The organism is Halorientalis marina, from assembly GCF_023028345.1.
In the GTDB taxonomy this organism is placed as follows: domain Archaea; phylum Halobacteriota; class Halobacteria; order Halobacteriales; family Haloarculaceae; genus Halorientalis; species Halorientalis marina.
This window is the reverse complement of record NZ_CP095490.1, coordinates 17038-39531: the sequence shown is the minus strand read 5'-3', so window position 1 is coordinate 39531 and position 22494 is coordinate 17038. Positions and strand designations below refer to the sequence as shown.

18 protein-coding genes and 4 pseudogenes are annotated in these 22494 nt (G+C 54.9%); 10 read left to right on the top strand and 12 right to left on the bottom strand.

What is annotated here, in order from left to right; all coding sequences use genetic code 11:
• Positions 1-3 precede the first annotated feature (3 nt).
• The 3 genes from MUG96_RS21675 to MUG96_RS21665 all read left to right on the top strand — a co-directional run bounded on the left by MUG96_RS21675 (position 4) and on the right by MUG96_RS21665 (position 2218).
• Entirely contained in the window at positions 4-1002 is a 999-nt protein-coding gene (locus tag MUG96_RS21675; RefSeq protein WP_246989744.1) for a transposase, read from the top strand.
• Between the two features lie 196 nt (positions 1003-1198).
• The gene (locus tag MUG96_RS21670) at positions 1199-1702 is read left to right on the top strand and encodes an IS630 family transposase (RefSeq protein ID WP_246989742.1); all 504 of its coding nucleotides are present in this window, start codon (positions 1199-1201) and stop codon (positions 1700-1702) included.
• Positions 1703-1777: 75 nt separating this feature from the next.
• The gene (locus tag MUG96_RS21665; protein WP_373222139.1) at positions 1778-2218 is read left to right on the top strand and encodes an IS630 family transposase; all 441 of its coding nucleotides are present in this window, start codon (positions 1778-1780) and stop codon (positions 2216-2218) included.
• A 217-nt stretch (positions 2219-2435) separates the two neighbouring features.
• On the opposite strand, the pseudogene MUG96_RS21660 reads toward MUG96_RS21665, so the two are convergent.
• A pseudogene (locus MUG96_RS21660) lies at positions 2436-2585 on the bottom strand (ISH3 family transposase); the annotation flags it as partial.
• A 508-nt stretch (positions 2586-3093) separates the two neighbouring features.
• Between MUG96_RS21660 and MUG96_RS21655 the strand changes: the two are divergent.
• Both MUG96_RS21655 and MUG96_RS21650 read left to right on the top strand, forming a co-directional pair.
• Complete coding sequence (locus MUG96_RS21655; RefSeq protein WP_246989738.1) at positions 3094-3330, top strand: hypothetical protein; 237 nt, start codon at positions 3094-3096, stop codon at positions 3328-3330.
• Positions 3331-3589: 259 nt separating this feature from the next.
• Positions 3590-5551, top strand: a complete 1962-nt coding sequence (locus MUG96_RS21650) for an AMP-binding protein (protein ID WP_246989736.1) — start codon at positions 3590-3592, stop codon at positions 5549-5551.
• Between the two features lie 194 nt (positions 5552-5745).
• Here MUG96_RS21650 and MUG96_RS21645 read toward each other — a convergent pair whose 3' ends face one another.
• On the bottom strand, positions 5746-7695 hold the full coding sequence (locus tag MUG96_RS21645; protein WP_246989735.1) for an aldehyde ferredoxin oxidoreductase family protein: 1950 nt from the start codon (positions 7693-7695) through the stop codon (positions 5746-5748).
• A 751-nt stretch (positions 7696-8446) separates the two neighbouring features.
• Here MUG96_RS21645 and MUG96_RS21635 point away from each other — a divergent pair.
• The 3 genes from MUG96_RS21635 to MUG96_RS21625 all read left to right on the top strand — a co-directional run bounded on the left by MUG96_RS21635 (position 8447) and on the right by MUG96_RS21625 (position 11428).
• Entirely contained in the window at positions 8447-9508 is a 1062-nt protein-coding gene (locus MUG96_RS21635; protein WP_246989734.1) for a transposase, read from the top strand.
• Between the two features lie 200 nt (positions 9509-9708).
• Complete coding sequence (locus tag MUG96_RS21630; protein ID WP_246989732.1) at positions 9709-10176, top strand: cupin domain-containing protein; 468 nt, start codon at positions 9709-9711, stop codon at positions 10174-10176.
• Between the two features lie 133 nt (positions 10177-10309).
• A complete protein-coding gene (locus MUG96_RS21625) occupies positions 10310-11428 on the top strand; it encodes a transposase (RefSeq protein ID WP_246989730.1) in 1119 nt (372 codons plus the stop codon).
• 380 nt (positions 11429-11808) lie between these two features.
• Here MUG96_RS21625 and MUG96_RS21620 read toward each other — a convergent pair whose 3' ends face one another.
• The 7 genes from MUG96_RS21620 to MUG96_RS21600 all read right to left on the bottom strand — a co-directional run bounded on the left by MUG96_RS21620 (position 11809) and on the right by MUG96_RS21600 (position 16137).
• Complete coding sequence (locus tag MUG96_RS21620; RefSeq protein WP_246989728.1) at positions 11809-12009, bottom strand: ribbon-helix-helix domain-containing protein; 201 nt, start codon at positions 12007-12009, stop codon at positions 11809-11811.
• 752 nt (positions 12010-12761) lie between these two features.
• On the bottom strand, positions 12762-13496 hold the full coding sequence (locus MUG96_RS21615; protein WP_246989726.1) for an MBL fold metallo-hydrolase: 735 nt from the start codon (positions 13494-13496) through the stop codon (positions 12762-12764).
• Between the two features lie 198 nt (positions 13497-13694).
• A complete protein-coding gene (locus tag MUG96_RS21610; protein ID WP_246989724.1) occupies positions 13695-13907 on the bottom strand; it encodes a helix-turn-helix domain-containing protein in 213 nt (70 codons plus the stop codon).
• A gap of 93 nt (positions 13908-14000) precedes the next feature.
• On the bottom strand, positions 14001-14273 hold the full coding sequence (locus MUG96_RS24450; RefSeq protein ID WP_443984584.1) for a hypothetical protein: 273 nt from the start codon (positions 14271-14273) through the stop codon (positions 14001-14003).
• Positions 14221-14361 carry a hypothetical protein gene (locus MUG96_RS24445; RefSeq protein ID WP_443984583.1) on the bottom strand — a complete coding sequence of 47 codons (141 nt, stop codon included), beginning with the start codon at positions 14359-14361 and terminating at the stop codon, positions 14221-14223. Before MUG96_RS24445 ends, MUG96_RS24450 begins: the two co-directional genes overlap by 53 nt.
• A gap of 151 nt (positions 14362-14512) precedes the next feature.
• On the bottom strand, positions 14513-14959 hold the full coding sequence (locus MUG96_RS21605) for a hypothetical protein (protein WP_246989722.1): 447 nt from the start codon (positions 14957-14959) through the stop codon (positions 14513-14515).
• Between the two features lie 167 nt (positions 14960-15126).
• Positions 15127-16137, bottom strand: coding sequence for an NADP-dependent oxidoreductase (locus MUG96_RS21600; RefSeq protein ID WP_256465467.1), 1011 nt, complete (start codon positions 16135-16137; stop codon positions 15127-15129).
• Positions 16138-17119: 982 nt separating this feature from the next.
• Between MUG96_RS21600 and MUG96_RS21595 the strand changes: the two genes are divergently transcribed.
• On the top strand, positions 17120-17923 hold the full coding sequence (locus MUG96_RS21595) for a hypothetical protein (protein ID WP_246989721.1): 804 nt from the start codon (positions 17120-17122) through the stop codon (positions 17921-17923).
• Between the two features lie 1121 nt (positions 17924-19044).
• Here MUG96_RS21595 and MUG96_RS21585 read toward each other — a convergent pair.
• Positions 19045-19491 (bottom strand): annotated as a pseudogene (locus MUG96_RS21585) (AMP-binding enzyme); the annotation flags it as partial.
• 404 nt (positions 19492-19895) lie between these two features.
• On the opposite strand from MUG96_RS21585, the gene MUG96_RS21580 reads away from it, so the two are divergent.
• On the top strand, positions 19896-20663 hold the full coding sequence (locus tag MUG96_RS21580; RefSeq protein WP_246989719.1) for a sulfite exporter TauE/SafE family protein: 768 nt from the start codon (positions 19896-19898) through the stop codon (positions 20661-20663).
• Positions 20664-20813: 150 nt separating this feature from the next.
• Here MUG96_RS21580 and MUG96_RS21575 read toward each other — a convergent pair.
• Both MUG96_RS21575 and MUG96_RS21570 read right to left on the bottom strand, forming a co-directional pair.
• A pseudogene (locus MUG96_RS21575) lies at positions 20814-21748 on the bottom strand (IS1595 family transposase).
• 92 nt (positions 21749-21840) lie between these two features.
• A pseudogene (locus MUG96_RS21570) lies at positions 21841-22292 on the bottom strand (transposase); the annotation flags it as partial.
• Positions 22293-22494 lie beyond the last annotated feature (202 nt).

Here is a 22494-nt window from a genome sequence, read left to right as displayed (position 1 = left end):
GATGTGTCTACGACCAGTTCCGTCCTACCAGATAACGCTACGGTCGAACAGGTCTTCAAAATACTGGACACCGAGACAACGGCACTGTTCGAACAGCTTGATCTGTCGTTTCTCACCGACTATCCCGTGTTCGCCCCCTCGAATCGGGGGCGAACACGGGTTCACGAACCACCAGAACTCCTGAAAGGCGTCCTTCACTGCTTCTACAGCGATATCTACGGTCCGCGTCCGATGGCACGAGAACTCCACAACGAGGATGTCTGGCGGCAGTGTGGCTTCGAGAGTCCGCCGTCCCGGCGGACACTCTCGCGGTTCATCGCTGACTTCGAACTCGTCGCAGAGGACGTGTTTATCGACTTAGTCCACGAGCTTGCCGAGCAGGTATCGCTCGGCAAGCTCTTCCGTATCGACGGGACAGACATTCCCGTTGATCACCGTGACGAGGACGCTGAGTGGAACTACGACCACGCTGAAGACGACTACTATTACGGCTACGGCTGTTGTGTCGTGACCGCCGCCAACAACATCCCCGTCGCAGCAGCGTTCACTCCAGGGAAGAAAGTCGATCAGGAGACGGCGATGCGCGTCACGCGTGACGCGCTCGCCGTCGAAACCCCACGCTGGATGATCGGCGACTCCGAGTTCGATATGCTGGAGTGGCACGACCACCTGCTGGCGCAGGCGGTCGTGCCGATTGCTCCGTACAACCCACGGAACACGAACAATCCGCTCGATATTGACTACCGCGTTGAGGAACGGATCAAAGAGTATAGCGACACGGTGCGTCTCTGGCAGAAACAGCTCGAAGAGACGTATTCGTACCGCTCACAGGTTGAGACAGCGATTGGCGTCCTCAAGGATCTCGGCCTCGGGACCCCGCGGGTCCGAGGCCGAGTGAGAGTCAAAGCACACGTCTTCCTCGCTCTTTGTCTCCGCTTGGCCGTTGCACTCGCTAATCACCATCGAGGGAACGATGTCGCTAGCCCCACAATCACGCTATGAGAACACTTCTGCCCCACCGCCGAAGCCCAGTATTCAATTCCATCTTGCTTTTTCTCGATTTCAAATACTATTTTTAAGCATTGTTTAGACGCTCGAACTTTGGCAGTGTAGAGTCGATCGAGCTCGTATCGCTACGCTATACTAAGAGACAAAACTAATCAGCAGTATTAACTCACTTCGTGATGTGAGTCGCGTAATGGCAAGATTAGAAGACGTCTCTGTCGAGGAACTAGAGGCGGAGCTTGAGGACGCAACCGGAAAACGGGAGACAAAGCGGTTGCTTGTTGCGATTATCTACAAGCGAGGGCCGTCTGCACCAATGATCGCAGAGTGGCTCGATACGCGCGAGCAAACGATTTATCGGTGGTTCGACCGCCTCGAAGAAGAGCCGATCAGTGACGCTGTCCAGGATCGGCAGCGCTCCGGTCGACCACCAAAACTCGACGAAACCGACCGTGCGGAGTTTCAGGCAGCCGTCCACAAGCCGCCGTCCGAGGCCGGGTACGACCAACCAGCGTGGACGACCGAACTCGCACGACAGCTTCTCCAGGACGAATTTGACGTGGAATATTCCCGGCGTCACGTCCAGAGATTGCTAAAAGACGCCGGTCTTACTTGGCAAACGCCGCGGCCGCAACCGCCGACGGCTGACGAGGATGAACGCACCGAATTTTGGGAAACTACCAAAAAAACTCGATAATTCGCTCTCTGATGAGTACACGACGATTGCGGTCGATCAAACTCGAAAAACAGTCGGCTGTGACTTGTATCACTCGTGGTTTCCGCGTGGAGAGCGCGTCACGTTCCCGTTTTGGCAGCACTCGAAAAAAGGCGTCAAACTCCTCGGTGCAGTACTGACGAGCGAGAATTGTTCGCAACCGAAGTCGTAGACCGCTTCACCAGCGACGTGACGATCAGGTTTCTTCGAGCGTTGCAGGATGAGTTTGGCGAGAAAATCCACGTGTTGCTGGATAATGCGTCGTATTTCAAGTCGAAGCAGGTGCGCGACTTCATCGAAGACACACAGATCGAAGTGACGTATTTTCCGCGTGGGTCGCCGGATCTCAACCCTGTCGAGGAGTGCTGGCGCCAATTGAAACGGACTCTCGGCAACCGCTTCTTCGGTTCAATCGACGAGCTCAGACCAGCTATGACTGCTGCACTTGACCAAATTAACCCACGACAGATAACCGATTACTTACGTCGAGCAGTATAGTAGATCCAGTCGATCTCTAGTGATCACTATACTCTCAATCGGTGGTAGGTTTTTATTGGCGTGCTGACTCGATGGAGACGCTGCTATCCCTGGAGGACGTGAAGTAAGCATGGGACGCAAGAGACCGACCTGTATTCCGTGCCATCGAGCACGTCGTGCTGACTGGTCCATGCGCGAAAGAAGCCGAGTCTTGGGTGTTACAGCTCGGATGCCGCGCTGCGCCGACGAGGACCTCGTAGATGTCTTCAGCGTCGAGTTCCGCATTAGCGCCGAGGTCAAGATCGATTTCATCGTTGAGCGTGTTGACGAGAAAGTTAAGGAGCTGGTCCTCGTGGACTTCACTGTCTGCTTGCTTGGTCTTGAACACACCATCAGCAAGCAGACGTTCTCACTAACCGGCTTTGTGAGGTACTGGTGCTTACCTCGAAAAGAATCTCATCGCTCTCGTTGCATAGGGACGGCGCCGGACAGCCGGTGAAATCGAAAGCAACTGGATAGAGTACTGCTGTCACGCTCCGAGATCAGCCGGACTGATTCTGGAATCTGGACCACGTGAACGGCCTCTACAGCCCAAGCGCTGTCGAAACGATTCAGGGATACATCGATCAGACGGCGTCTGCTTTCCAATAAACTCTCAAATCAACCGACTGTGTTTCAACAGTAGATATCGGCACAACTTTTTTATTTCCAGATGATGGGGAAGTTTGACGTAGGGAGCCGCAGCCATTACCTCGTAGCTGCCCCTCAGGCCAACATCTACGTTGGACTCCCTACCCCTACCACACCGCAGGCCGATCCGTCATCAGTTGCCCCATCCCTGCCACATGGGCTGGTCGGCCACTCTACCCCTCTTTCTATACTCATACCCAATACCAATGACCTCAGATGCAGACGAAGACATTGGCCTTCCAGCGCACGAATTCAGGACAGGGCATGTCGATATCATCGGCGAGAAATACCAGAAGTGCAAATTCATCAAGGAGGGATCCACGATGGAACTCGCCCGCAACAAAATCGAGATCGAAAACACAGCAAACACCGAGAAAATTGTGATTGACACTGCCGAACTGATGGCCTTTCTCGAAGCTCTCTTTTTCGGGGGCGAAGAGTAGCCAGTGGAAGTTTTTCGCTTGCTGAGTGGGTAGACTGGCAGTGGCGTCCGGACAGCACCGGATTGGAGCACGCCATCACAACTGGCGTCTTCCCGATTCCAGCGTTCCGGATCGGGTTCGTCCTCACGCTGTTTGCGTCGGGGCTCGCCGAAGATCACGGGTTTTTCGACAGTGTCGCCACAGCCTCTGTACACCCCACATCACAGAATCCCATGAATACGTCCATAGTTTTACGTGCGCCCCTCCCGCTGTTGCGGGCATGACCGACGAGTTCGTCTGGGAGCCGAGCGAGTACCACCGGACCGAGAGCAACCTCGCGCAGTTCATCGACGAGTACGACTACGACGGCGCCGACGACCTGATTCCGGAGACCGAGGCCGATCTCGCGCGGTTCTGGGGCGCGGCGGCCGAGGACACGGGCGTCGTCTGGCGCGAGGACTACGACGCGGTGGTCGACACGAGCGACGGCGTCGAGTTCGCGGACTGGTACACTGGCGGGCGGCTCAACGCCGTCGAGACGATCCTGGACCAGTGGGTCGAGCGGACACCGGACAGAGCGGTCTACGTCTGGGAAGACGAGAACGGACGCGAGGCGACGGTCACCTACGCCGACCTCGCGGCCCGCACGAACCGGCTGGCAAACGCCATGCGTGACCACGGGGTCGAGCGTGGCGACGTGGTCGGCGTCACGTTCCCGATGCACCCCGACGGGTTCGCGGCCTGTCTCGCCGCCCTGCGGATCGGCGCGGCGTTCACGATGGTCTTCCCGGGCTACGGCGCCGACGCGATGGGCCTCCGCCTGGACGACGCCGGCGCGGAACTCGTGGTCGCGGCCGACGGCTACGTCCGCGGCGGCGAGACGGTCGACCTCCTCGCCAAACTCGACGACGCGGTCGCCGGCGCCGAATCGGTCACCGACATCGTCGTCCGGGACCACGTCGGGCTCGACACGCCCGTCTCTGACGCGACGACCCACGACTGGGCGGGGTTCGTCGACGGCTACGAGACGGACGCGGAGACGGCCGTGATGGATTCGGGCGACCCCTCCTTCCTCGCCTACAGTTCGGGGACGACCGGCGCGCCGAAGGGGACCATCCACACCCACGCCTCGCTGCTGGTGATGGGGAACAAGGAGGTGCGCTACCACTTCGACCTCGACGAGGGCGACACGCTCGCGTGGGTCACCGACTTCGGCTGGATCATCGTCCCGGTCTGGATGCTCGCCGGGGCGCCCGCGCTGGGCGCGACGACGCTCCTGCTCGAGGGCGCGCCCGACCACCCCAGCGGCGACCGCGTCTGGCGGGCCATCGAAGAACACGAGGTCACCGCGTTCGGCATCTCGCCGAGCGGTGCCCGCGGACTGCGCCAGTTGAACGAGACGCCGGGCGAGGACTACGACCTCGGCAGTCTCCGGGGCATCGGCTCGACGGGCGAGCCGTGGGACGAGGACGGCTGGCAGTGGTTCTTCGAGGAAGTCGGCGGCGGCGAGGTGCCGGTCATCAACGCCTCGGGCGGGACGGAGCTGGCCGGCGCCATCCTCGTGCCGACGCCCCTGACGCCGCTGAAGCCGGCGACGCTGGCCGGGCCGGCGCCGGGCGTCGCGGCGAACATCTACGACGAAAACGGCGAGCCGGCCGACGAGGGCTACCTCGTCATCGAACAGCCCATCCCGGGGATGACCAACAGCCTGACCGCGGGCGACGAGCGCTACCTCGACGAGTACTGGCGGGAGTTCGAGGGCGTCTGGAACCAGAACGACTGGGCCGAGCGCGACGCCGACGGCTGCTGGTACATCACCGGCCGGGCCGACGACACCATGAACGTCGCCGGGCGCCGGGTGACGGCACCCGAAATCGAGGAGGTCATCGCGGGCCACCCGGCGGTCGAGGAGGCGTCGGTCGTCCCGGTCCCCCACGACGTGAAAGGCGAGGTGCCGGTCGCGTTCGTCACGCGCCTCGACGGCGGCGATGGCGGCGGAGGCGGGGAGGGCGGCGAGAGCGACGACGAACTGGCAGAGAGCGTCCGCGAGCGCGTCGCGACGGACCTCGGAGCGCCGTACCGCCCGGCAGCGGTCCACGTCGTCCCCGCGCTCCCGCGGACCCAGACCGGGAAGATTCCGCGCGGCGTCATCGAGGCCGTCTATCGCGGCCAGCCCGCCGGGAACGTCTCGACGCTCAGCGACGCCCACGCGCTGGAGGAGTTCCCGCAGCGAGAAAAGTAGGGTGCCGAGAGCGCGGCGCCGGTCCCGCAGCCCGTGATCAGACGGATATTGTTTACATTTTATTATTAGGAATTGAACTTCCCCCCTCAGCCACGCTTAATCCCACTGGACTTGCAACGTCCGATGAAGAGAGACCCCGCACGGCGCGGACCGGTCAAGCAGCGCCATCATTACTGGCCAAAAAAAGTGGGTATTCAGTCGTCGCTGGGCGCGGCCGCGCCGCCCTCGTCGGCGGAGACGCCGGTGCCGGGCCCGACGTCGATGCCGAGTTCGTCCAGCGTCTCGTCGGTCACGACGCCGTCGACCCAGCCCCGAACTTCGTAGTACTCCTCTTTCATTTTGTCCAGTTCACAGAGTTCGCCTTCGCTGGCGCCCTGGCCAGGAATGGCGTCCTCGTGGCCCTCGACGAAGCGGTCCGGGAGGGTGTCGTCCTCGCCGTCGAAGCCGGCGAGGTTGTTGTAGTACCGCTCCAGGTTGTAGACGCGCTCGCCGGCCTGCATGAGTTCCTCCTCGGAGACGTCCAGCCCAGTCATGCCGTTGTACTGGAGGACGTACTCCTCGATGCCTTCCGCGAAGGCGTTGAACTTGCAGATGTCGAAGCTATCCGAGATGGCGTGCATGTCCTGGAACGTGGCACACAGTTCGCCCTTGCCGCGCCATTCGTAGGGGTCGGCTTCTTCGGGAATCCCGAGAATCTCGGCCGCAGGGGTGTAGCCCCGCAGGTGGCAGGCCCCGCGGTTCGAGGTGGCGTAGCCGATGCCCATCCCCTTCATACAGCGCGGGTCGTAGGCGGCCATCGTCTGGCCCTTGACCGCGAGGGAGTTGTCGTGGGCGTCGAACTCCTCGGCGAGGTGATTCGGGCCCTCGGCGAGGTGGTCCGCGAGGTCGCCCTCGCGATGGCCGATCTTCTCGATGAGGTCGATCATCTCCTCGGAGTCGCCCCACTCGATGCCGTCACCGAGACCGTCGAATTTGCCCTGCTCGGTCATCTCCATCGCCATTGCGATGGTGTTGCCCGTGTCGATGGTGTCAATCCCGAGGTCGTTACACTTGTCCAGCATGACCGCGATGCGGTCGCGGTCGTCGTGGCCGGAGTTTGGCCCCATCGCCCACGCGGACTCGTACTCGTAGGACTCCATCCGGACGTTCATCTCCTCGCCCTTGTGCATCGCCTGCACTTCCACTTCCTTCTTGCAGGCGACCGGACAGGAGTGACAGGTCGGCTCGTCGACGAGGATGTTCTCGCGAACGTTCTCGCCGGATACCTTCTCGGCGTCGATGATCCGCTCGCCATCACCCTCGGCGTCGGACATCGCCTCCGTCGAGGTGTACTTGCCGTTTTTCGTGGGTAGACCGTCCATCTCCTCGGTGACGTTGTGCAGGACGTTCGTCCCGTACATCGACAGCCCGCCCTCGTTGGGCGCGGTCACGTCGGATTCCTGGATGACCTGCATCGCCTGCTTGTGGCCCTGCATGAACGTCTCCTTGTCCGCGGGCTGGGGCATCTTCGTGCCCGACTTCACCACGACGGCTTTCAGGCCCTTGTTGCCCATGACACAGCCGGTGCCGCCACGCCCCGAAGCGCGGTCGTCCTCGTTGACGATACAGGAGTAAGTGACCTCGTTCTCGCCGGCCTGCCCGATGCCCATGAAGGAGAGGTTCTTGCCGTAGGCCCCCTCGTGTTCCTCCTCAAGAATCTCACGCGTCTCGTGGACGCCCTTGCCCCAGAGATGCGAGGCGTCCCGGAGTTCGACCTCGCCGTCCTCGACGAAGGCGTACATCGGGTCTTCGGCCTGCCCCTCGAAGAGCAGGCCGTCGAAGCCGGCCCACTTCAGCCGGGCCCCCGACCAGCCTCCGTGGTGGGAGTCGGTGACCTGCCCGGCGATGGGAGATTTCGTACAGATCGCGATGCGGCCACTCATCGTGGTCTGGGTCCCCGTGAGCGGCCCGTTCATGAACGCCAGGAGGTTGTCCGGTCCCAGCGGGTCCACGTCCGGCCCCTGGTCGAAGACGTACTTGACACCGAGTCCGCGTGCCCCGATGTACTTCTTCGCGTCCTCGTCGTCGATACCCTCGTACTGTACGTCGCCCGCGCTCAAATCCACGCGTGCAACGTGATCCTGAAATCCTCCAAGGTCAGTCATGATTGAACGTAACGTGGTTGATTTTTCATTGTATCAAATTAACTTTTTCCGATACCATGTAACCGGAACAGGTTACTGTCGTGGCCACGGTCGGAGTAACTCCGCTGGGGGCGACCGGGTCATGCACGGCGTATCTCCCCCGCTGACGATTGAGATCGTGTCTCGATAACATTGAGGTACTCTATGTGCGACTTAACAGTCAACATGGAGTGCGGACTGGGGAATCTCTTCAACTCCACCTCATCTTTTCGGCTGCCCGTTCCTAACTAAGGAATGATGAGTGGACTGACTTCTCCAAACTGCCCGAAATGCAGACATGGACATGATGTGGAGTTTGACGCTGGCGAGGTGAAACGTGGCATCACTGGCCGGAAGTTTGGCCACCCGTTCACAGCTACGTCTGATAGCGGCTAATGGTTTTTCAACGGGACTCACGATCGGAACGCCCGCTTCAGATGAAGCTCGCTCATTTTGGCTTCGTTTCGCCGCTCTGCGACGACCTGCACCTGCTCGGGAAGAATCTCTAGAATCCCCTTTTGGAGAAGTGCGTTCCCGGCTTGTTCAACCGACGCCAGGTCAAATTCATCACGGAGATAATACAGAACTGTTTCTGTGGGGGAGAATCTTCACTGGCCACACAGAGCTTAGATATCAAGGTCCTCAGTGTTGATTTCAGCATTGTTACCGAAGTCTAGAGGGCGTCACAGAAAGGTTGACACACCAGTGAGCGGGGAGTGGCAAATGGTGAAACATGAGCGCCACAACCCCGCAGAATCATCCTTCGTTCGAAGAGCTATTCAAAGACGTGGATACGGTGCCGTTGGCGTTGTTCGAGCATCTTGACCTCTCGTTCTTGGAGGAGTTCCCCGTGTTCGCCCCCGACCCGTGGGGGCGAACACGGGAACATGAAGCGCCAGAACTGTTCAAGAGAGTGCTCTACTGCTTCAGCCGAGACATCTACGGCGTCAAAGCAGTCACCAGAGAACTCCACGATGAACTAATCTGGCGACAGTGTGGCTTCGACAGTGCGCCGTCCTACCAGTCGATTCATCGGTTTTTCACGGACTTCGCCTTGGTCGCCGAAGACGCATTCACCAAGCTCGTCGAGCAGGTCGCCGACCACGACCTGCTCGACAACACCTTCCGAATCGATTCGACAGATGTGCGGGCCCACCCCGACGATAACGACGCTACGTGGAACTACGACCCAACGGCTGAATCAGACGATACAGAGAGCGAAGATGATGAGGACGAAGACAAGGAGAGTGATGAAGAGGAGGACAGCTACTACTACGGCTACGGCTGTCTGATCGTCTCGACAGGGCCGAAACTGCCGATTGCAGCGGCCTTCACACAGCAAAAGCAGGTTGATGAGGAGACGGCGAAGCGCGTCACCCGTGACGCGCTCGCCGTCGAGAAGCCGATCTGGATGCTCGGTGACGGGGGCTTTGACATCCTTGAGTGGCACGACGACCTCGTTGACAAGGCCGTCGTGCCGGTGGCTCCGTACAATCCGAGAAACACCGACGATCCACTCGACATCGAGTACAGGATCGAAGACCGTATCGAGAACCACACTGACGACGTTCACCTGAAGCAATCGGTGCTGGAAGAGACGTACAATCGCCGGACGCAGGTCGAACGAACGATCGGTGCAAGCAAAGACTGCGGCCTCGGGACGCCGCGCGTCCGAGGCCGCGTCCACGTGAAAGCACACGTGTTTCTAGCTCTCTGCTTGCGGCTGGCGGTTGCCATCGCCAATTACGAACGAGATGCCAACCCCGGAAAGAACTCAGTCGAGGTGTGTCAATGATTCTGTGACACCCTCACCGAAGTCTAGAGTGATTTCGTCTTGGAACGTGTTGATGAGAAACTTAAGCAGCTGGTCCTCGTGGATTTCATCATCTGCTTACTTCTGGTGTTTGAATACATTCTCAGCAAGCAGACGTCTCAACTAACCGGCTTTGCGAAGTACTGAGTATAGTTTTTACGCTACCCGGTATTATATGGCTCATGGACAAGGTGTGTATTGACGCGGTCGAAGAACGTCTCGACTCGTCAACTCTCCAGCGTCCGTTGACTGATGCACTAAATACTAATAACATTGCGCTTAATTACTATGAACTCGCCCCCGGCGATAGCTTTGCATACGGCTATCACAAACACGAAAAGCAGGAAGAATTGTTCATTATTCAAGCAGGAAGTGTAAATTTCAAGACTGAGGAGGGTGAGGTCAATATCAACGCTGGTGAGGTGATTCGATTCGCCCCAGGGGAGTACCAGCAGGGAATCAACACAGGAGAAGAATGGGTCGAGGCCTTAGTCATAGGCTCCCCTAAAGAATCCGGAAATATTGAAATTCGCCGTAAGTGTGAAACATGCGAAGAGTGGACATCAAACAGTATTGAGGTTGTGGATGGTGAGAACACGAAAATAACCCGATGCCAGGAATGTGGATCTGAAACTGCGAGGTTTGAGTAACTTTCTCTTTCGTAAAATCATCGCACAAAAGTCTAATACATACCATCCTTTATCAATGAAATCAGGTATTTAGGTTTTACAGTAGTTGCTGAACTGGCCAAGCGTCGATTGTCGTCGCTGTCGTTGTCTCGGTATGGTCGAGACAATCGAGGCGAAACAGGTGAGTCGTGCCGCCTCGTCACTGCTGTTCCCGGAGCTTGAGTTCGGTGTTGCGGACAACGGCACCTATCCAAGCGAGGACTTCCAGCGAGTCCTCGCTCGGATTGCTTTCGACAACGAGTTTGCCAACGCTGGCGCGAAAGCCTACCAACTCGCTCGTGGTGACGATGTCGACGTCGGTGCCGAGTCACGGAATCCACTGGCGAGAGCACTGTTGTACCATCTTCGTGGACTTGACGCGGACGCGGTCGACGGTCAGTTCGACCGCGTCCGCGATGCTGTGCTTGAGAAAGCAGCTCGCAACCGGCTGTTTACACAGCCAGTCGACGTGGCGATTGATGTTCACGACTGGCTCTATTACGGCGATACGGAGACACCGCACGTCTCCCGAACTGATCCCGACCAGGGAACCGACTCTGCCTACAAGTTCGCCACCATCTGCATTGTCGACCCGAGCATCCGATTCACGCTTGGCTGGGTAGCGCTGGACGGTGACGAGACCGACGAGTTGGCGGACGCGCTCCGCCAACTCGTCTCCCAAGCACGGGAGTACGTCGAGATTAATCGTGTCTACCTCGATCGTGGCTTCTACCGCGTCCATCTCGCATTGACGCTTAGAGAGCTAGGCGTCGAGTTCGTGATGCGTGCGCCACAGACACGGAAAATACAGCGGTTCATCACCGACCACGACGACGACACATTCGTCACAGACTACGAGATGGCGCGATCGAACCCACCGACGGGCCGGACGACTGTCCGGCTCGTCGTTGTCCCGCATCGCTCCCGTGAGGACGATCACTTCTGCCTGGTCACCAACCGCGAGGTCACGCATGACCTCGCTCACCCGCTGGCAGAAGCCTATCGTCGTCGGTGGGGGATCGAAACCTCCTATCGAAAGGTCACAGAGTTTCTCCCGAAAACGTCGTCACCGACGTTCTCTGTCAGATTGTTCTACTTTCTACTTGCCGTGTCTCTCTACAATCTATGGGTGTTAACGAACCTGCTGCTCACATCGGATCGGGCGGTCGGGAGAACACCAGTCCTCCCGACCGCCCTGTTCCGGCAGTTTCTCGGACCAATTCTGGACGGATAGCGTGTCACTCGGCGGCTGACTCGGGTTGTCCGCCCGAGTCAGAACGCCGCTGGCCACTGGCGAGACTGCCAGAACAGTCCTCGTCAGAGGTTCTTGGCCGGTAGTCAGCAACTGCTCTCCTCAGATGGAACGTCGATCTTGAATAAAGCAAAAGACGCAACTCCTCATCAGCAGTTCTCGCAGTCGAATCAGCAACTACTGTTTAGTACTGGTATATCCACATATTTTCAATGTACTACTGAAGATTTGCGTACCCTATGCAGTTATTAATTAGAGAGCGTGTCATAGAACTCTTCACACACTATAGTCAGTCTGAGTACTATTATAGTAGGTTATTAGCTTAGAAGTACGTGCACCTAGTGCACGGGATTTAAAACCAGTTAGAGAGTACCCTTTCGTTTCCGAATAATGATTTCTCGTACCCGTTCAACGTGGTTCGTCTCGGATTGAACGAACGCTGTGAGGATGGCTTCGACGATCTCGGAGCGGCTGGCTCCGAGATCGTCACACTCAGCGACCAATTCGTCCACCTCTCGCACGATTTCCTCGTCAACAGCGACTCCGAACTTCTCCTTCGCCATAGCTAAAACAAGCTGAGAACAGCGTACACCAAGTGTACGGCGGTTTCAATTCATCTGAGCTGATTCAGCGAGCCATGTGAACTCTTCTATGACACGCTCAATTAGAAGCAATAATCTATAGGAGTCGGGGTGGGCATCGCTGTTGTAATAGGACGGATATCTGGTTTAGGTAGAGTACCCTCACAGAGAGGGATGGGGGAAGGTTGGTGGGGTTGTCCATCTACCCAATACTGACTTTGCGGTGTGGGACAGGGAACTAGCCTTGGAACACAGATCGCAATCTCTTGGATGGAGATTTGTCCCCGTGTTCCGGTTTATACCTCTTGGGTCCAGTGATTAACTGTTCTGGTATTGACCGACCCATGGCTGTAGTCGACTCAGTGTGAAGCCGACAGATCATCAGGTTTCTGCACAACTTTTATAAACCTTTCCTCCACTTATACAAGATGCTCCAGCACTCGGCCATCCCGGATCCCTTCCGTCGTTAACCATGGTAGTGCTTGAGTGCAAGGGGCATTGTTCGAGCAGTGGGGCACATGGATCTAGTGCTCAGTCCTAGCTGTGCCGTCCCACTGCTCGGATACCCGTACAGCAGGACTGGCACCCCTCTGTCATGTCTACACGCGTGTCGTCCTGCTACAACTCCTTCACCTGGGTGGACGCGCTCAGTACTGGGAGACAACAGAATAATGTACAACAACAGCTAGCATCTGATTGATAAGTTCGCAAACCAATACCCGGATGATCCCTGTTTAGAAAGTGATTTGCTCTCCGTCCTCAGGAACGCAAACATTCTCTGTCTCTGACCGCAGTTCGTCACGCGAAAGCAGGCAGTGATTGATAGCTTCCATATGAACGACGACGATATGTGCGTCGGTAGCATCGCGGACTGCGTTGACGTCCTCAACTCCCATTGTGATTGGGGCACCTTGGTTGAACCTGGCCTCGCCACCGTTCAGCACAGCCACATCAGGCTCGAACTGGGCGATCGTCTGTTCAACCCCTTCATACCAAATGGTGTCACCGCCAAGATATAGTGTCTCACCGGCATCAAAAATAAATCCTGATACCGGGGCCATTTCTTCGGCCAACTGTCCGTGCCCGTGTTGGCCGGGTGTCCGATGAATAGCGATATCGTTGAACGATAGCTCGTTATCGACTGGACGCACGTCAGTGAATCCTTCGCTGAGGAAATCATCTTTCTCATCAGGCTGACAAAAAAGTGGAATATCCGCATTGAGAATCTCTTTCGCTGCCTCGTCAAAATGGTCGAAGTGGCGGTGAGTAACAACCACTGCATCATAGGACATGTCGATGGAAGGCATTGGAACGAGTGGATTCTTACGGTCGTTCGGTGTGTCCTCCACAGGCGGCTGCTCGCCTGGAGATGCAAATAGAGGATCCACAAGGAACGTCGTCTCGTCCACAGTTACAAGAACGGTGGCGTTCCGTACGAGCTGAACCCTAACTCCCAAATCTGTCGACATTAAAAGATGCTATCTAACGCAGGGTATTTATATTTACCTCGAATTATTTTGAATGGCCTCAGACGGCCTTGTTTCGGCACGGTGGAGATCATCCAAACGAAAAAATCTGATCAAGAGGTTCTCACAGCTAAGGTCACCAAGTGACACTCCCAAGAGTGTCTCAATAAAACTCCCTCAAACTGTGCGGGCGTTAATTTACTATCTAAACTCGATGTCTTCGAGATTGAGGTCCGCGTCGATTTTGACACTCACCGAATCGGTTGCGAACTGTTTCGCCAACCACGCTTCGGCCCGATTGAGTCGGTACTGAAACGTCGTGCTCGGCACGTCGACCTCGGTCGCAATCTCGGTGACTGAACGCTGTCGTGGTTCCTCGTAATATCCACATTTGACGGCCGCTTCGAGTGCCAATTTCTGTTTTGACGTCAGGTTTTGATGAATTCGACCATCTTCAAGCTGACACGGAGGCGTTCCGAGTCTCTTGACGGTAAGAGATAATCCATCTCAGAGATTCTCCCGAATTTTCTCGTGAATCTTTCCCGTGGTCCCATTGACGAGCAATCGCCAGTCAAACTGATTTCCACACTGCTCTGAACTCATTATCAAGCCGTCATCAGTGTGTATTGTGGCGACGAGGGGAATCAATTTTGGCCCGTCACCTTCGCTTCGGAGAGAGTATATTTTTCGCGACTCTGCATTAGACGAAAGAATTTCGTATTGCCACTTAGTAATGGTTGCACCGCAGATTCCCCCTGTCGTTCGAGTTGCTGATAACACGTTCCAGACAGACACCGAACTCGTTGAGTACGTCAGCCGGACCTACCACCTTGTCGATTCTCCACACCGACTCGCTGGTCGCGTGGATCTCTATTGACCGCGCATGTAGGTCTGGACTCCCGATGAAAGATCTAGTATATCTTTGGCCCCTCTCTCATACTCTACCATGAAGGCAAATTCACGCATTCTACGGTGTATCCTTATTCGATGCATATAATGTCTATTAGACGATTCCAGGATCACGCTGCCGAGCTTGAGGCCTTCAATCCGATACGGACGAGACATCGGTTACGCTGACCGTCACCGCCGATGTCAATCCAGTCGTCGAGGCCATCCAGACCCTGCCGACGGCCGTCGTCGGCGTGATCAAGCAGATACTCCGGCACAATGACGGTCCGGTGACAGTTGATATCATTATTACTGCTGCTGGAGACAGAACTGTGCCGAAGACCAGAGAGGTCGTGGTTCGTATCACTGACGACCACGATGGGCTTCACGCTCACGATGTCCAGGCTGTCATCCGGGGCGAAGAAACGCCGATTAAACAGGTAAAGGGGCTGAAGCTGTGGTGTCTGGAGTGAACGGCCGATCAATCCGGCGGCGACTCGTCGTCGATAATGACACGACGGTTGAAATAGGATTGCCGCAGGAAGCGACGGCTGACAAGTGACAGACCTTCGGCTCATGATACCTCCGATCGATATAACCGAAGCACATCACTTCGTGCCACGAGGCCACGACGAGAGGCAGACACACAGTGATCAGTTGAACGTCCATTAAAAATAGATTCGACTTCTGCCTTCCACCGAAACTGTGGCCTCTACAGTCGTTTTTGACCGTTAACGGCGGTTCGCTAGTTCACTTTGACTAGCTGTTTCCCGATGTTTTGTCCTTCGAAGAGTCCGAGGAATGCGCTCGGTGCGTTTTCCAGTCCGTCTATGACTGTTTCTCGGTACTGAATGGCGTCTGTAGAAACCCACTCAACCAGTTGTTCGATTGCTTCTTGGTTCCGGTGGCTGTAGTCTCCTTGTAGGAATCCTTCGACCCGTGCCCGTTTCTCAATGAGCGTCCACCAATGGCGCGGGCCGGTTGGTGTCTCTTCCTCGTTATACAAGGCAATTTGTCCACAGACGGCGACACTAGAAAATTCGTTGAGGAGTCTCACGACTGCATCGGATATCTTTCCACCGACGTTGTCGAAATACGCGTCGACACCGTCAGGACAGGCTTCTGCCAACGCACTTTCGATGTCCTCAGTTGACTTATAATTGATACCAACGTCAAATCCGAATTCATCAGTAATGCACGTTATTTTTTCATCTGACCCCGCAATGCCTACCACACGACAGCCGTTCAGTTTTGCAATCTGGCCGGCAACCGATCCCACCGCTCCAGCAGCACCAGAGACGACAACAGTTTCTCCCGGGTTTGGGTCCACGACATCAAGCATGCCGAAGTACGCTGTCCGTCCGGGCATACCGACGACGCCGACTGCGGTGGAGACTGGAATACCCTCGAGATCAATCTGAGTGAGTTTTGCTCCTTTCACAACAGTAAATTCAGCCCAATGAAGCATACCAGAGACCACGTCGCCCTTCTCGAATTCCGGATGTTTCGAGGTCTGGACCTCACCGACGACCCTTGCTTCCATTACTTCTCCGACGTCCCAGGGTTTGGCATACGATTCACCAGCACGCATTCGATCACGCATATACGGGTCGACCGAGAGATAATGTGTTTTTACTAATACTTCGTCAGGACCAGGTTCTTGAACCGGCTGTTTACGTAGTTCAAAAGTGTCCTCGCAGGGCATCCCTTCCGGTCGTTTTGCAAGTGCCCACTGGCGATTGACTGGATCTGTCACATTCATCGATCGAAGTCCGAATAAAAATAGATATCGATGCGATCAGCAAGAGAAAACAGATGACGACCTCGGCAGTCATCAGTGGATTTGAGGGGCGACAGTTGACCGTGCTTGGTGAATCCAGTATTCTAATCTCAACAACGTTTGTATTTCTGTGACAAATATCCACTTATAGCAAATATAGCGACTAGTTTGACCTGTGGTTTAATCAATTACCGGCCGGACAGTACAACCAATCCATAGGTTAATAATTTGTTTTCACTTGCACAATATTATCGCATTTCTCTATCTGGCAGATGGCATTATCTGATTAAATCAAACTAAACATTGATTTTTCGGTGTTGAATCTGCCGCTGAGCAGGAGGCTGTACTGTTTTGATATTATATTCACTATTAGAAAACAAAGCGATGGATAAACGACGACACTCCCCCAACCAGCAAATATCCATTTGATTTCCCCCGCAGCCGACACTCAAACCGCTCTCAGAAGACTACAGTTGCTCCTCGCCGCCCTCGCTTCACCGAAAGCAAGGCGGCTCAGCTGAGTCCATGCTCGTATCCTGATGGTAATCCTTCATTGTTCGTCCAATGCTTCTTCTTTTAGCCGAGTTCGTCGTCTAACATTTGTCCGATTCCATCAAAGTATGTCACTGAGAGAAAATTTAATCGGAGTGTTCGCTCGCCCGGCCACGGCGTGGCCGGGCGAGCATTGCCCTTTGCAATATAATCCCCAACTGGATCTCAGGAATCTAACACCCACGTAGAACAGCCGAATTATCGTCAATGGTGTGGTATCGGGGCACGTGCCTCCCGTATTTTTCAGTTCTTCTTGCTCCGTGAGCGGTTGTCGTGGATTCGGGCCACCTGCTGCGGCGTGCAGCCTTCCAGATCGAACACCGCGTACCCTATCGTTTTCACACTAGACTTCACACGATCCGGTCCCGTTTCGAATAGATAAATACGGGTGAGGGGCCTAGTTTGGGTGTTGGGAACACAGGTTGCCGAACCGATTGAGAACGCTTCCCCATCAACCGTTAGAGCCGCATTCTACTCGCTGCTTGACGCAGTCGACAGCAAGTCCATTGCCAAGAACTTCGAGATCGGGACGTACACCGTGAAAGATAATTTCGACAACTACCTCAAAGTCGCCATCTTCGAGGGCGTTCACCCATCCGATTCGCTCGATGAACTCGTCGAGAAAACCGACACGCACGACGAACTGACGTACCTGGCTGGCTCGACGCTCTCCCGACTGACGAACGACCGCGACTACCGCGCAGTCGTTCGGCTTTTCTTCGAGTTGCTTCATTCACCCCAATTCTACCACCAGCGTAGCGTCCAAATCAAACGACTCGATTGGCTCGAACGAACGGTTGTGGCTACCGAAGTGACGAATCTGGGCGTCTCCCGTTCGATCAAAATTGCTAGCGAGAGCGATGGCACTGAGGTTCGACGAGTGATTCAGCCGGGTAAAAAAGGCCTCTATCTCAACGTTACTGCGCGTGTTGATGGCGACGCCAAGCAGCCGCTTGGCGTCACAATCACGCCTGGTGTGATACGCGAGCCGACGCAGTTCGAGCATCACCAGAGCGACGTCCAGGTCTTTGCAGGCCTCGACTCGCCAATTCACGTCTTTGACCGTGGCTACCTCGATTATGAGCGATTTTGCACGCTGAGAGACCCGGGAGACGGACTTCATCTGTCTCCTCAAGTGAACACGTGCGGATCTATGAGAACTCGTCTGAGTCTTGGTGCCTCATCACGCATTAATCCAGATGGCTGCTGAATCAAATAACTGATTCAGTCGTTTCATTCCAACTACTATGCATTAGTAACTGGTCTCTTGAGCCAGAGTGGACAACTAGCGATATTGGCGTCTTTCGTGCGTATGAATCGCTCGACGAGAACGACACATTCCACTGCGAATCCGTTGTCCACGGCGGTGGTGAACACATCGACGACAAGGTGAATTTCAATACCTACGAGAGCCACGCGTTGCTGCCGCGACAGTGGCTCTCACCTCTCCGAGGTGTCTCGGAAACACGGCTCGCGCTGTACTTCAGAGCCCTTCACTTACCGCGAGATTCTACAGAAAGCTATGGGATGAAGCACTCAAACATACTCTCGACGCTGAACTCTGAAAACCAATCACATACTTTCCAAGAGCGTTTGTATTTTCGAGCAGATAGTAGGATTATACAGAAGAGGACTCCATCGTAGATTCGTTCATTATTAGTAAACAAGTGTAGTTTAGCTAAACTTGGGGGTTTGGACCGCACTTGTATCTCTGGAAATATGATATCCCCATTGGCGACAGGCGATAAGAATAACAAGTATAGGTCTATTATTTTCGAGTTATCTACTATATCCACCTGGAGGCTCTAGAGGGTACTCCGATCAGCCATAAGCTGCTTCCTATACTGGTGGCCAGAAGTAACGGATACTCACTCAGAGAAGCCGCGTTTAGAAGAGTTGAGACGGTCATTCTACCAAGATGCCGCGTGAAGACTTCTGGCTGTTAGTGTAGTAAGCACACTAACAACAACTCTCTTGAGTAGTACATTGTTGATTTTAGAAGGTTGCTCGGAGAGCGTTTTTGAGTTTGTCTCGTACCTGTTTTCGGTATGACTCTCGCCACAGTTGGAACGTTCTGTGATACTGCATCACTTTATTTTTGGAGATGCCTTGGTGAGACGAGAACCACTGCCACGCCGGCGCGACAGTGGCTCTCGCAGGTATTCACGTGAACACTATGATCTAACGTATTCCTGGTAATCGAGACTGTTCCAAAGGTTCCATTCATGCGTTCACTGATAGCAAACGAGCTTTAGAGGAGCGACAACGACCTCACGATAATGCATTCGCTGCTGAATGGCTGAGCCAGATAGGAAACAAAAGCGATTGAAGTTATTCCGGGGCGGCATCCTCAGACACCTGCCCTCCGACGTGGTCCCCGTCGGAGTACTCGTCGCGGAGGTCCTTCTTCGAGAACTTCCCGGTGGCGGTCTTGGAGACTTCGTCAATTTTGATGAAGTCGTCGGGCATCCACCACTTGGGTAGGCTACCTCGATTATCTCCGTGATCTCACGCTCCAGCCGGTCGGGTCGGCGCTTCCATCGGCACGATGAACGCGACGGACCGTTCATCCCAGCGCTCGTGAGGCACGCCGATGACGGCGGCTTTCTTCGCGCCGTCATAGGCCATGATCGCGTTCTATAATTCCACGCTGGAAATCCACTCGCTGCCGGACTTGATCATGTCCTTGGCAGGATCGATAGTCTTGATGTAGCCGTCCTCGTCGATAGTGGCCACGTCGCCGGACTTGAACTGTCTGTCCTCGAAGTCATCTTCGTTGACTATTCTCGACCACTATGTTAAATATTTGCCACCAGTTCTTCCTTACAGCTTTTGGGAAGGTGTTACCCAATCACCTAACAAAGTAGAATCTGATACCCCAGTTGGAAAGATACTTGCGACTCAATCCAAGGCTAGACAAGGCCAGAAATTTTTCTGACAGTAACCGACAACATTAAATCAGACAAAGGCGTCGGTAGCAGCATGCAAAACCAGCGGCGGCATCAAGAATTCGCAATTCTAAGAGGTCTTCAAACTACCACTTTTCAGTATAGAATTGAAAGATCAGTTCCAGGATCTCCTCAGGTCGGCTGATCTAGCCACTATGTATATCCTCAGAAAGAATCGGAAGTAGCGGAACTGACTCCACTGCAGTCTATGAAATAGACCCAAATACACAACATATGGTATCATTGATCATATTTATCGGCCTTATAATAATTGCATTTCTTGCAGGTGTTATTGGTGCGTCAGTTGGTCCAGGCGGAGTCTTACTTATTGCCTCTCTTTATCGTTTTACGGATCTAACCCCAACCCAGATTGCAGGGACATCAAGTACACTATTTATTCCGGGGCTTATGCTCGCGTCAATCGTGTATGCTCGCTCGGGCGACCTCCGAATGCGACTAGCCATAACCCTAGGGATAACAAGTGTCGTTGGAACGATGGTTGGTGTCAGATTAAACCAGTTCGTTTCGAGTTCGATGTTTGGAGTGCTTCTTTCACTCCTCCTTGTCTGGTCTGGGTGTTATATTCTCTTCCGAAGGGAAGGAAATATTTCGACTGAGACAACGACGGATCACTCACCGAAGACTCTCTATTTCTCTGTACCAGGGTTTATAATCGGGATTTTTGGTGGGATTCTCGGAATAGGAGGCCCAGTCCTAGCCGTTCCAGCGCTTATGCTCTTACGGGTACCCATTGTGCCAGCAGTTGCAGCTGCTCAGGTTCAGGGCCTCTTTATCACAGTCTCGACATCAACGAATTATTTCACATCAGGAAGTGTGTCCTTCAGCTTGGTGGCATTACTCCTTCTCCCAATGTTGACGGGTGTGGTGATCGGATGGCGTCTTGCTCAGCGGGTGAGTTCAAGGAAACTAACGTACTCACTTGGGATCATATTAATCGGTCTTGGAGTCCTGCTCTTCGGAGACGCAGTGAGCATACTATAAGCGTCACCACAGGGCAGACACTGTCAAAGTAGCGGGTCATTTAATCCAGGAGAAATAAGACTATGTGAGATTCTTGAGACAGTTGGAGATGGACGTGCGAGATGGTCGTCTTGTACCGGAGGAAGCCAACCGCCAAACCTTAGAAGCCAGTTAGTCAGGACATCTACTTGCTACGCTCTTGTGGCGTAGATGGTTGGTGAGTTTGAGCGCGGTTTCGAGGCTGATTTTGAGCGCCTCTTTCCCTGGTTTTCGGTAGACATGACGACGAAGTTGAAACGCTCTGAGATATGGCGTGAGCTTGTCTTTGGAGACGCCTCGATGCGGCGAGAGCCAGGATCGCACCAGCGATCCATGGCTCTCGCAGGTGTTAATGTGAACGTCTCCATCGGCGTATTCGCCATCGCCGTGGACGACGTATTCGCGGTCAAATGCGTCGTCCTCGTCAAGCGGTTCGTACGCTCGAAAGCCGTCGGTATAGACCGTGAGGGACTCCTCTTTTCGGTCAGCAAAGAGGAGTCGAATCGTCGATTCATCAGCGGCTTTCGCTGGGATCACGTAGCGGTCGCCGGTGCCGCGATCAGTCAGAATGAACACGGGGAGCTTGTCCTGTTCGTACGTGCCACGTCCGCGCGTGGAGAGGCCACGCGAGCGCGACGGTCGGTCGCGCTCGCGGCCTTTGAGTGCAGCTTTCACGTACAGTTCGTCGATTTCGACCGGCCCTTCGAGTTGTGGCCGAGGCGCGTCCAGCGCTCGCAGGAAGCGCTGGACGCGCCGGTACACCGTTTTGTAGGAGACGCCGATTTCCACGTCTAACTGCCGAAGACTGGTGTTGAAGCGGATGTAAGTGTAGACGGCGAGAAATTACTTCCTGAGTGCGACTGCTGAGTGTTCGAAAACGGTGCCAGTCTGGTCGTTGAACGTACGGTCGCAATTCTTACAGCGGTATCGCTGGAACACTCGATAGCTGCCGTACCGAATCACGGATTCGGTACGGCAGCGTGGGCAATAGACGCCGTCACGCCAGCGAACCTGTCGGAGCGGTTCGCGGCGCGACGCTCCGAGACGAACGTCTTGATAGGCATCATGTCTCGTCGGGTGGCGCGTCCGCGCCACCCTTGCATGCTGTGACTTTTAGCTACTGCTGCGAACTGACCAACAATCCTCTACCCATGAGCGCTCGGATTTTCTCGAAGCAGCCACAGATTTGCTCTTTCTTTTGATTCGGTGGAAACGATAGGGCGTTCTCGCCGTTAAATGTGTAAAATCCGGTCGCTGGTGAAAATCGGCACACTAGCGGCCGGGTGATATGTGGCTCATCAACCGTATACATCCGCTGTAAATTACCCCAGGGTTGTGAATGAGACAGATCAATAAATCCGATGACAATACCGCCATCAGTCCGAATATCATCGTCAAAGTCCCAGATATCGTCTTTATCAATTTCGTTTGTTGTGCGGTTGGTCGTGGGCATTTCGTCGAATGCGTAGTCGAACATTCAAAGAGGATCTCTTACATATTCTCCGGTCGATCAGGCCGCTTCGGCTGAGGGATTGCATACGAGAGACCGGATGCGTCCAGAAATGCCGGCAGGTAGTGTGGGTGACGTTCGATATCGAACTCTTCATCAAGATTTTGCATCGAGATAGTTGGATGCCGGCACGGACATTTAGCCTACTTTCAGCCAGATAACCGTCGATACCGCCCATGTGGAAATTGCGACTTCGGGCCAAGTCAGCGGAGGGTTTTATGAGATACTGAGTAAACATCGCCATAGCGGTCGGTTGATGAGTAAACACTTGCCGGGCTTACTCTGATAGTGCCAACCCTTAAC